Annotated in this window: 8 protein-coding genes; 6 read left to right on the top strand and 2 right to left on the bottom strand. The window is 52.8% G+C overall.

What is annotated here, in order from left to right; all coding sequences use genetic code 11:
• Positions 1–104: 104 nt before the first annotated feature.
• Together ACI1P1_RS09970 and ACI1P1_RS09965 are read right to left on the bottom strand one after the other, a co-directional pair.
• Positions 105–812, bottom strand: coding sequence for a DNA alkylation repair protein (locus ACI1P1_RS09970; RefSeq protein WP_416216238.1), 708 nt, complete (start codon positions 810–812; stop codon positions 105–107).
• An 82-nt stretch (positions 813–894) separates the two neighbouring features.
• Positions 895–2058, bottom strand: coding sequence for a glycosyl hydrolase family 8 (locus tag ACI1P1_RS09965; protein ID WP_416216223.1), 1164 nt, complete (start codon positions 2056–2058; stop codon positions 895–897).
• Positions 2059–2286: 228 nt separating this feature from the next.
• Here ACI1P1_RS09965 and ACI1P1_RS09960 point away from each other — a divergent pair, with 228 nt between their 5' ends.
• From ACI1P1_RS09960 to ACI1P1_RS09935, 6 genes are all read left to right on the top strand, one after another.
• Positions 2287–3861, top strand: a complete 1575-nt coding sequence (locus ACI1P1_RS09960; protein ID WP_416216222.1) for a response regulator transcription factor — start codon at positions 2287–2289, stop codon at positions 3859–3861.
• A gap of 10 nt (positions 3862–3871) precedes the next feature.
• Positions 3872–5629, top strand: a complete 1758-nt coding sequence (locus ACI1P1_RS09955; protein WP_416216221.1) for a sensor histidine kinase — start codon at positions 3872–3874, stop codon at positions 5627–5629.
• Positions 5630–5732: 103 nt separating this feature from the next.
• Positions 5733–7427 carry a type 2 periplasmic-binding domain-containing protein gene (locus tag ACI1P1_RS09950; RefSeq protein WP_416216220.1) on the top strand — a complete coding sequence of 565 codons (1695 nt, stop codon included), beginning with the start codon at positions 5733–5735 and terminating at the stop codon, positions 7425–7427.
• Positions 7428–7521: 94 nt separating this feature from the next.
• A complete protein-coding gene (locus tag ACI1P1_RS09945) occupies positions 7522–8496 on the top strand; it encodes an ABC transporter permease (protein ID WP_416216219.1) in 975 nt (324 codons plus the stop codon).
• A 17-nt stretch (positions 8497–8513) separates the two neighbouring features.
• The gene (locus ACI1P1_RS09940) at positions 8514–9461 is read left to right on the top strand and encodes a carbohydrate ABC transporter permease (RefSeq protein ID WP_416216218.1); all 948 of its coding nucleotides are present in this window, start codon (positions 8514–8516) and stop codon (positions 9459–9461) included.
• A 171-nt stretch (positions 9462–9632) separates the two neighbouring features.
• Entirely contained in the window at positions 9633–10085 is a 453-nt protein-coding gene (locus tag ACI1P1_RS09935; protein ID WP_416216217.1) for a divergent PAP2 family protein, read from the top strand.
• Positions 10086–10215 lie beyond the last annotated feature (130 nt).

Here is a 10215-nt window from a genome sequence, read left to right as displayed (position 1 = left end):
GAAATGGGTGGTGGTCACTTTCCATTTTAACCTACGACAGTAGCAATTTGGAGGGCTGCCCTTTGTTTACGTTCATCTTAGCTAGAGCTTCCAGCGGCTTTCTTCTAACATCTCACATATCTGCGCTTAAAGCCGAGCTGCTGCTTGTCCACAGCCTTTTGGATATTGTCGGAGGCCAGCAGCACGCTGCTTTTTTTATTGTCCCGTTTCATTTCTACAGGTCCTACTGCCTTGGCGGTTTCCACCGCCAGCTCATGGAGAGGCAAGTAGGACACCGCCGTGGTGTACAGGAAATTATTCATGGACGCCTGCGTCCGGCCGGGTGAATGGTGAATCGTGTTTTTTACCAGCTCCAGCATGGAGGCAAGTTTGCCCTGATCAAATTCCGCGTCGGGACGGCTGCCCATAAGCCAGCAATAACAGCTCCAGCCCGCCGACATCCGCAGCTCCTCCCCGCTTCCGATCCACTTATCGGCCACCTCCTGGGCAATGCCTGTTTCCGCCAATGTCACCGCTACCACATAATCCGATAGCATATAAAAATAGGCACCGTCCATCCAGCGTTCAAAATCCGCCTCTGTCATTGCCTTCGGATCGGCAATAATGCCGGCAAAATACATGGCATCGTAATTCCCCGTGGCATACAGCTCCTCAGCTAACGGCTGATTGATTTTGATTTGTTTGGCAATGGGCTTCATAGCGCCGGTAGCCACCCCAAACAGCGGTTCATGTGCACCATTGGACATATATTGCTTCTTAAGACGCTCCTTGGCAAGCGCTTCAAGCTCCTGCATCACCGTTTCAAAATCCATCATTGGATTCCCCCTTGAGTGAATTATATCGGGAATCCGTCCGTTCTGCCATTTCCAGTTAAAGGAGGTTCAAACGGCAGATCTACAACCTTCCGCCCTCCGGCAGATAAATCCGGTAATGGCCGCTTAAGGCCAGGAACGCGAAGAAATACAAGCAGTTGTCGTAATACCGGCGTTTCCCGGTGCGCAGCGGCGTGTTCCAGAGCAGCTCCGCGAATGCAGCCGCATCCGGGCCGTCCGCTGCCAGGGAAGCCATAGCGTTGGTGGCCAGCAGGCCGATAGGGTGGAGGGCCGGCTCCTCGAAGGGAGTGCCGTCCAGATGGTAGCGGCGGTAATCGGAGACCTCCTTATCGCGGAAGAAGGCCTGAAGCCGGTTGGACTGCTCCACCTGCCAGGGGTCCGCCCGGAACCACTCCCAATCTACGGCGATGTTGCCCGCAACCCGGTAGGCGTCGCTGTAAAAGTAGCGGTAATCCCCATGAGGCTGCGGGGGAGCCGGTGTTCCGTCGAAGTTGGCGTATTCGGCGGAAAGTCCCGTAGCCGGATGGCAGGCTGTATGCAGATAAGCCCGGCTTGCGGCCGCCGCTTCCTTCCAGAACAGCCGGTCCTCCTCATCCGCCAGCAGGGCGAACAGCTCGTAAAAGTGGGGCAGGTGATAGGAGGGATCGCTGAACGGACTCTCCGGCACAAACTTGATCAGCTTGGTCGCCGGGTCCCACATAGGGTCACCCGGACCCTCCTCACCCTGATGCAGGCAGGCTCTGAGGATCTGCCTGGCCTGCACCGAATAATCATAAGGCTCTGGCCCGTCCCCCCAGCGGGCGGAGGCGAAGAACAGCGCCATGGCATAGAATTCCTCCCCGTCGGGAGCGGGGCCTGGGGACAGCTTCGTTCCATCCAAGCTGCAATGCCAGGCGAAATAATCCTTATACCGTCCCTCCCGGTGCTGCATGAAGGTTTTGGAGAAATTCCACAGCCGGTCGAATTCATCCTTCTTGTCCAGCTGGACCGCAAACATCATGCCGTAGGACATGCCCTCCGTACGCGCGTCATCATTCCCCGTGTCCACCATATATCCTTTGTCTCCGTCCATGGGGTGGTAAAGCCGGACGTCCGGGCTGCCGTGGAACAGCTCCTGCCAGATCTCCTCCAGCCTGCTTCCGACCGCCTCCTCACTGTATCCCATTTCCGAAAACACATTGCGGTACTCTCCGGTAAAAAAGGCGCCTTGCCTGCTGTTCGCCATATCAGTTCTCCTCCGTTTATTCAGCATGAAGGTAATAATGCCCAAAGTATAGCACAAGCCTGCCTCGGTCCAGCTTTGGAAAATAAAGCATTTTCTTCGAAAAATAAAGACTTCATTCCCCCGACTGCCGCTGCCGTAAATCCATCCGTGAACTTGTAAGAAATTCCTGTTATCATATGGTATTGTAAGGATAATTACCAATTTTGCTCAGGGGAGAGGGCTGATGCCATGTATTCCGCAATTATCGTGGATGACGAATTTTTTGTCCGCAAAGGCCTGATTGAAATGATCGACTGGGAAGGAAACGGGTTTCAGATCACAGGTGAGGCAGATAATGGAGAGGATGCCTTGGCGCTGATCCGGGAGAAGAGGCCGCAGCTGGTAATCACCGACATCCGGATGCCCGTGCTGGACGGGATCGGCCTGATCCAGACCGTTGCCGGAGAGGGACTGGACACCAATTTTATCATCATCAGCGGATACAACGATTTCCGGTATGCCCAGCAGGCCGTCCGGTACGGGGTGCTGGATTATGTGCTTAAGCCGGTGGATCAGGACGATATTGTGAACACTCTTGCCAAGCTCCGGGAGAAGCTGGCCCGGCAGACACAAGCACAGGAGGGCAAAGCCTGGGATGCGGGAGAGAAGCTGATCGAAGCTCTGATCCGCGGGGATTTAAGCGGCACGGCCATTGAAGCCTGGACTGGCTATTGGAGGGATGCGGGGGTCCGGGAGTTTTCATATATGCTGGTGGAAATCAACAATGCCTCCCCGTGGAATGATGCACCCGTTCCAACCAAGGAGCGTCTTGCGGAGGATATCAAGAAAGCGCTTCAATCCATACTTCACCGGAGCTTGGAGCATATATTCGTGTACGCCCATCACCGGGCCTACGGCTTTATCGCACCGGATATCTATTATACGGAACGCTTCGGCAGCCCGAAGGAGCTTGCCCTGGAGCTGGGAGCCAAGCTGGCTGGCCTGTACCCGCTGGAGCTGCGGATTTATGCGGGCAAGCCGGTCCAGGAGCTCCGCAGCCTGAGAGATGCTTATACCAGCGCCAAACAGGCTATGCAGTACAAGTTCATTAGGCATAATGAACGGGTGATTGCCTACGGGGATGTGGAGGAGGTTATCCTGAACTACATCCATCTGGAGGATGATTGCACCCGGGAGCTGATCCAGGCGGTGGAAGAAGGAGAGGGGCATGATCTGTCCTCCTGCATCCGGCAGTTTCTTCAGTCGCTGGTGGACAAGCATGTTTCACCGGAGGCCATGAAAACAGCGGTGGACCGGTTTGTCGCCGGAATCGTCAAGTCCATCCGCAGCATGGACGGGGATGAGAAGCTTCTGAACAGCCTGGAGCCGATGATCGGCTGGCATGATTACAGCATCACCCTGGAGGAACTGGAGAAGCTGCTGCTTCAATTTGCCGCCGAGTCCTCGGAAACCATCGCCAGGCTGCGCAAAACCTTCACCAAAGGAAGCATCCACAAAATTAAACAGTATGTGGACGCCAACTTCCAGAAGAATATGAATCTGAAGAGCATCGCGGCCAAATTTTTTATGAATCCGGTGTATTTGGGCCAGCTGTTCAAAAAAACCTACGGTATCTATTTCAACGACCATGTGCAGCAGCTTCGGATCAGCGAAGCCAAAAAGCTGCTCCGCCAAACGGACAAGCGGGTCTATGAAATTGCCGAGCAGGTCGGCTTCAACAATGCGGATTATTTTGTGACCCAATTTGAAAAAATGGAGCGGATGACACCGACGGAATACCGGAACCGCATTATCGAGCGTTAGGAGGGTTTTGATGGACCGGCTGCTGAACAATATCCGGCTGCGGAACAAGATGTTTCTTGTGTACCTGCTGTGTGTGTTTATCCCTACGATTCTAACGAATGGCATATTCTATACGATCATCTCCAATAATGTAAAAAACCAGAAGATTAAGGATATCCGTCTGGCCATCGAGCAAATTAAGAATGACTTCCGCTCCCAGGTGGACGATGCGGTTAGCTTGTCCTCCTTCTTCTATGCGGATTATACCACCAATGAAATTCTGGACAGGGATTTCCTTCGTCCCGAGGAATATGTGGAGGCTTACGACTCCTATCTGCGGCGGATGTTGAACAACTATACGCCTGTAGCCCTGTCTCTCCAGAATATTACCGTCTATGCGGACAACGCTACCCTGCTGCATTCGGGCAATGTCGGATATCTGAACAACCAGGTAAGAGAAACGGAATGGTACAAGGCAGGCGCCTCCAGTTCCCGTTCCCTGCCTGTTTTTATCCGCATCGAGGAGCCGGACGGCCCCTTCACCGGCTTTTCTCTGATCCGGAAGATGGATTATTATGCCGACCGCCAATTCCGGGAGAAGATGGTGAAAATTGATTTTAAAACCTCCACCCTAAGCGACATTTTTATGAATCTGAATGTGCAGGGAAGCATGTACCTGTTGAACGCGGAAGGCAAGGTGGAATTTACCACAAACCCGGAGGTGGACTGGCGAGGCAGTGATCGGGCCTATTTTGATTCCCTGCAGCGGCCCAATCATCTGGTTGTGTTCAAAACCGTATATTCAGGCGTCAGTTATCTGGAAGGTTGGTCTGTGGTTGGCACCATCAATGAAAATGAAATTGTGAGAGAGGTAGGGAAATCGCGGAAATTTATCCTGTGGTCCGCCTGTGTGATGATGATCCTGCCGACCGTGATTATTCTCATCATTACCCGTTCCATGAACACGCGGATTATTCAAATCCTGAAGCATATGAAGAAGGTCAAGAACCAGAACTTCGAGATTGTCCGCAATGTGGACGCCAGAGACGAAATCGGCCAGCTGACGGTGGAATTCAACCGGATGATCCATCAGATCAACACCCTGATCAATGACGTGTACAAGGCGGATATCCAGAAGAAAAGCCTGGAGCTGGAGCGCAGAAAGGCTCAATTAAACGCCCTGCAAAGCCAGATCAACCCCCACTTTCTTTTTAATGCGCTGGAAACCATCCGCATGAGAAGCATTCTGAAGCAGGAGACGGAAACCGCCAAGATCATCCACAATATGGGCAAAATATTCCGCAGCTCCCTGACCTGGAACAAGGACAGAGTGACGGTGAAGGAGGAGCTGGAGTTTATCCTTTGTTTCCTGGAGATTCAGAAATACCGGTTTGGCAGCAAGCTGGAGTACCACATCGACGTTTCCCCCGAATCGTATGCCTGCACGGTGCCGAAGATGCTGTTCCTGCCTTTTGTGGAGAACGCCAGCATTCATGGCATCGAACCGCTTAAAAACGGAGGCGTCATCCATATCCGCATCCTGACCGAGGAGGGGAATCTGGTATTTTCGGTGCAGGACAACGGAACGGGCATGGAAAAGGAAAAGGTGGACCGGCTCTACAGCTATCTGAACATGGACGAGATTATGGGCGACCGGATCGGAGTGCAGAATGTACTGTACCGGGCGCAGATGATTTACGGGGATCGGTTCGAATTCCGGGTGGAAAGCAGTCCCGGGGAAGGGACGGTAATCCGGCTGCAAATTCCCATTCTGGAGCAGGATGTTTAGTTTTCTAAGTAGACGCTATAGTTTGACGGGTAATCAAATTCCCCTTCGACTTTTATACTGAAAGTGCTTGCAAATAGAGGAATGGGAAAGGGGAAAGGGAAAAATGAGGAAAACACTGCTCCTTGGTCTTACAGCTGTGATGCTGACCTCTCTGGCCACCGCCTGCTCAAAAAGCAATGAACCGGATAAGGCGGCTACCAGTACCGCCGCAGCCACTCAGGGAACCACCGCCAAGGACAAGGTTACGTACACCATCTTTAACGGAGTAGCAGGCTCCAAGGATGTGAATACCAACCAGACCACGTTGGGTAAGGCTCTTGAGGACCAAACCGGCGTAAACTTCAAGCTGGAGTTCCTGGTGGGTGATCTGAAGACTAAAATTGGCACGATGATAGCTTCCGGCGATTATCCGGAGGTGCTGATCCCTGACGCAGCCATTGAGGAGGTTATGAACGCCGGCGCTTTTATTCCATTGGATGAGCTCATCGACAAGTATGGCCCCAACATCAAACGCGTGTATGGCGACTTCTTCAACCGGATGAAAGCCAAGGACGGCAAAATTTATTATCTTCCCATCGCCGTGCAGGTAGGCAAGTTTATCCCTGAGCCGGACGGCGGCCACGGAGCCTTTTGGGTGCAGCGCCGGGTGCTGGAGGAAGCCGGTTACCCCACCATCAAAACTCTTGACCAATATATTAAGCTCATTAAGGATTACCGGGAAAAGCACAAGAGCGAGGATCTGACGGGAATGGTTTCCCTGACCCATGACTGGAGATTCTTCGTCACCTCCAACCCGCCTATGCACTTGATGGGATATCCCAATGACGGCAACGTAACCGTTGACCTGAAAACCTTCGAGGCCAAAACCTATGCGGCCAACGATGCCACCAAAACCTGGCTGAAAACCCTGAACCAGTTGAACGCGGACGGGCTGTTCGACAAAGCCTCCTTCGTAGACAACTATGACCAGTATATCGCCAAGCTGACCTCCCACAAGGTATTGGGCTTCTTCGATTATGGCTGGCAGGTGGCTAATGCCACCAATGTGTTGAAGGATGAAGCCAGACAGGACCCCACCAAGGACGGCTACCGGTACTTCAAGCTGCCGGTGACCATGAGCGAGAATATCAAGGATGCCTACATCGATCCTCCCGGACTGGCAACCAACCGCGGTATCGGCATTACCACCAAGGCCAAGGACCCGGTCCGCATTATCCAATACTTCGATAACATGCTGACGGAGGAAAACCAGACCATGCTGGGCTGGGGCATCAAGGGCGAAACCTACGAGGTGAACGACAAGGGACGGTACTACCGGACCCCGGAGCAAATTACCAAACTGACGGAAGCCTTCAACGAGAAGTTCGGCTTTAAGTATTACAACTGGAACTGGCCGATGTACAACACCACCTCTACTCTTGCTAACGGCAATGCCAGAGCGCCCGGCAACCAGCCGGAGGTATTCGAGCTGGATCTGACTGCCAAGGACAAGGAAATTCTCGGAAAGTATAAGATCAAAACCTATTCCGATCTGTTCGCTTCACCGGATGACCGTCCGTGGTTCCCGGCTTGGGGCTTCACCAAGGGCCAAAACTCGCCGGAGCTGATCTGGGAAACCAAGAAGGACGAAATTACGAAGAAGTATTTCCCCAAGCTGGTGCTCTCTACTCCTGACAAATTCGATTCCGTCTGGGATGAATTTAACAAGGAATTCGGCAAGCTGGATACGGCGGGTTATGAAAAATGGACAACTGCAGAAGTCAAGAAGCTGATCGACATCGCCAAGGGCGGTAAATAGAGCGCATACGGAAGGGCCGGACTTCACAGGACTTGGCCGGCCCTCCCGGCGCCATTACCCGATGATGCAGCACCGGAAGGAGAGAGATCCGGATATGGAGAAAACCACTGTAATCGAAAGCACCCCGCTGGCTTTAACGGAGAAGCCCAAGGGAATCAAGCTGTTTTTTGCGAAGCTGGCGCAGCAGCGTGTGCTGGTATGTATGTCCGTTCCTTTTGTTATCTGGCTGATTATTTTCAAGTATGTGCCCCTGTGGGGCTGGACCATCGCCTTCCAGAATTACAAGCCGGCATTGGGCTTTTGGGATCAAACCTGGGTGGGCTTTGAGCACTTCAAATTTCTGTTCGGCGATGAACGGTTTTTGCGGGTGCTGCGCAATACGTTAGCGATGAGCTCAATCAATCTGGTTTTAGGCTTCACTACAGCGATTACGCTGGCATTGCTGCTCAATGAAGTGAAGAATGTGGCCTTTAAGCGGGTGGTGCAAACCGTCAGCTACCTGCCTCACTTTATCTCTTGGGTGGTAGCGGCAAGCATCATCCAATCCACGCTGTCCCCTGACGGGATTATCAATCAGATGCTGGTCTGGTCCGGTGCAATCGGGAAAGGAAACGAAATTCTGTTTTTGGGCGTCCCGGAATACTTCTGGGGAATCTTCGGAGCAAGCTCCGTTTGGAAGGATATCGGCTGGAATACCATTGTGTATCTGGCGGCGATGACCACCATCGACCCGTCCCAGTATGAATCGGCGGAGATCGACGGCGCCAGCCGGCTGCAAAAAATGTTCTACATTACGCTGCCCGGCATTAAACCGGTTGTCATCGTGCTGTTAATTATGAATATCGGCTATCTGCTGGAATCGGGATTCGAGCCACAATACCTCCTGGGCAACGGCATGAATGTGGATTATTCCGAGAACATTGACATATTCGTTCTGAAGTACGGCATAGCGCAGAGCAACTTCTCCCTCTCCATAGCAGCAGGGATGTTCAAAACCGTCGTCAGCTTCATCCTCCTGTTCTCGGCGAATACCCTCGCCAAGCGTATGGGTGAATCCAGACTATTCTAGAAGAGGGAGGGATACGCATGAAAGCCAAAGCGGCTGAAGCCGAGAAGCCCAAACGGCGGTATAAAATCAAAGCCTCCATCAGCGACAGGACCTTCGATATCTGCAATACGATTTTCCTGATCTGCCTGATGATCATTACGCTGTACCCGTTCGCCAATGTGCTGGCGGTTTCCTTGAACAATGCCCAGGATTCGCTGAAGGGCGGCATCTATCTCTGGCCCCGGATGTGGACACTGGATAACTATGAGTATGTATTTAAGGAAGCGACCATTTTCCATGCGGCTTACATTTCCGTGCTGCGGACGATTATTGGTACGGTCCTGACTGTGTTCTGCTCCGCCATGGTGGCCTACACCATCACCCGGCAGGATTATGTGCTGCGCAAATTCATTACCATGGCCTTCATCCTGACCATGTACTTTAACGGCGGACTTATTCCCACCTATCTGCTCATCAGGGATCTGGGCATGATCGGGAGCTTCCAGGTGTATATCTGGCCGGGGCTTATCGGCGTATTCAATCTGATCATCATCCGTTCCTTTATTGAGAATCTGCCCGACAGCATTCTGGAGGCGGGAAGAATTGACGGTGCGGGAGATTTTGTTACTTTTACCAGAATTGTGCTTCCGCTCACCACCCCCGTGCTGGCTACCGTGGCCTTGTTCTCCGGGGTATTCCAATGGAACTCCTGGTTTGATGTGTTCCTGTACAACTCCTCCCACATCAAACTGAGCACGCTGCAGTACGAGCTGCAGAAAATTCTGCAGAACTCCAACACGACCTCGGGGCAGTCCAGCATTGAAGGGATGATCTCGGGGGCCAGCGGGGCCCAGCAGAACCGGATCACACCGCTGTCCGTCCGCGCCACCATGACCATTGTGGCTTCGGTGCCTATTATCATGGTGTACCCCTTCCTGCAGAAGTATTTTGTGAAGGGGATGATGGTAGGCGGGGTCAAAGGATAAAGGCAGGAAAGCCGCGAAACCTTGTTTATCAAATTTCACCGCCGCTCCCTCTTCCGGGAGGGGGCGGTGTTTTTGCTCTTTTTTGGAACATTTGCAGGTGCTTCGGTCAATTCGTTATGATAGAGAGTATAAGCCAATCAGCCAAACAGAGAAGAAGGTGACGGAGCGGATATGATCCACGATGTACTGAATAACTTCGTATTAGTGAATGTGTTTATGGGGTGGTTAGTCGCCCAGGTTTTGAAGACGGTTATTCATCTAATCATTCATAAACGGTTCAGCGCGGAGCGTCTGGTTGGTGCGGGAGGAATGCCCAGCTCACACTCCGCTTCCGTAACGGCCCTTGCCACGGCGGCGGGAATCCAATATGGCTTTGATTCCTTCGCCTTCGCCATCAGTACGGTCCTGGCCATTATTGTGATGCATGATGCCCGGGGGGTCAGACGGGAGGCCGGGGAACATGCCAAGATCTTGAACCAGCTGAGTAAGCTTCTTCACAGCCACGGGAGCCAGCCCTCCCCGCAGGTGATCCTCAAGGAATTCGTCGGCCATACCTCCTACCAGGTGTTCGTAGGGGCGCTGATCGGCATTGCGGTGGCCTTGGTGATGCACCAGTTTGGGTGAAGGGACGGCTGGAGGAATATTCGCCACAAGCTGCCTCTCGCGGAGTTTGCAGCCAGACCCTAACGAATCCCAGCCACGCTATTTTGCGGATTTGGCGGGTCTTCGGATTGTAACGAATCTGACGAAGCTT

Source organism: Paenibacillus mesotrionivorans, assembly GCF_046098205.1.
GTDB lineage: Bacteria > Bacillota > Bacilli > Paenibacillales > NBRC-103111 > Paenibacillus_AR > Paenibacillus_AR mesotrionivorans.
Note: the sequence above shows the minus strand (reverse complement) of the source record. Positions and strands in the feature narration are given on the sequence as shown.

Bases quoted from the DNA above. Each gene is read 5' to 3' on its own strand.
- ACI1P1_RS09955 (WP_416216221.1), top strand. From the start codon at position 3,872: ATGGACCGGCTGCTGAACAATATCCGGCTGCGGAACAAGATGTTTCTT.
- ACI1P1_RS09935 (WP_416216217.1), top strand. From the start codon at position 9,633: ATGATCCACGATGTACTGAATAACTTCGTATTAGTGAATGTGTTTATG.
- ACI1P1_RS09950 (WP_416216220.1), top strand. From the start codon at position 5,733: ATGAGGAAAACACTGCTCCTTGGTCTTACAGCTGTGATGCTGACCTCT.
- ACI1P1_RS09945 (WP_416216219.1), top strand. From the start codon at position 7,522: ATGGAGAAAACCACTGTAATCGAAAGCACCCCGCTGGCTTTAACGGAG.
- ACI1P1_RS09970 (WP_416216238.1), bottom strand. From the start codon at position 812: ATGGATTTTGAAACGGTGATGCAGGAGCTTGAAGCGCTTGCCAAGGAG.
- ACI1P1_RS09940 (WP_416216218.1), top strand. From the start codon at position 8,514: ATGAAAGCCAAAGCGGCTGAAGCCGAGAAGCCCAAACGGCGGTATAAA.
- ACI1P1_RS09960 (WP_416216222.1), top strand. From the start codon at position 2,287: ATGTATTCCGCAATTATCGTGGATGACGAATTTTTTGTCCGCAAAGGC.
- ACI1P1_RS09965 (WP_416216223.1), bottom strand. From the start codon at position 2,058: ATGGCGAACAGCAGGCAAGGCGCCTTTTTTACCGGAGAGTACCGCAAT.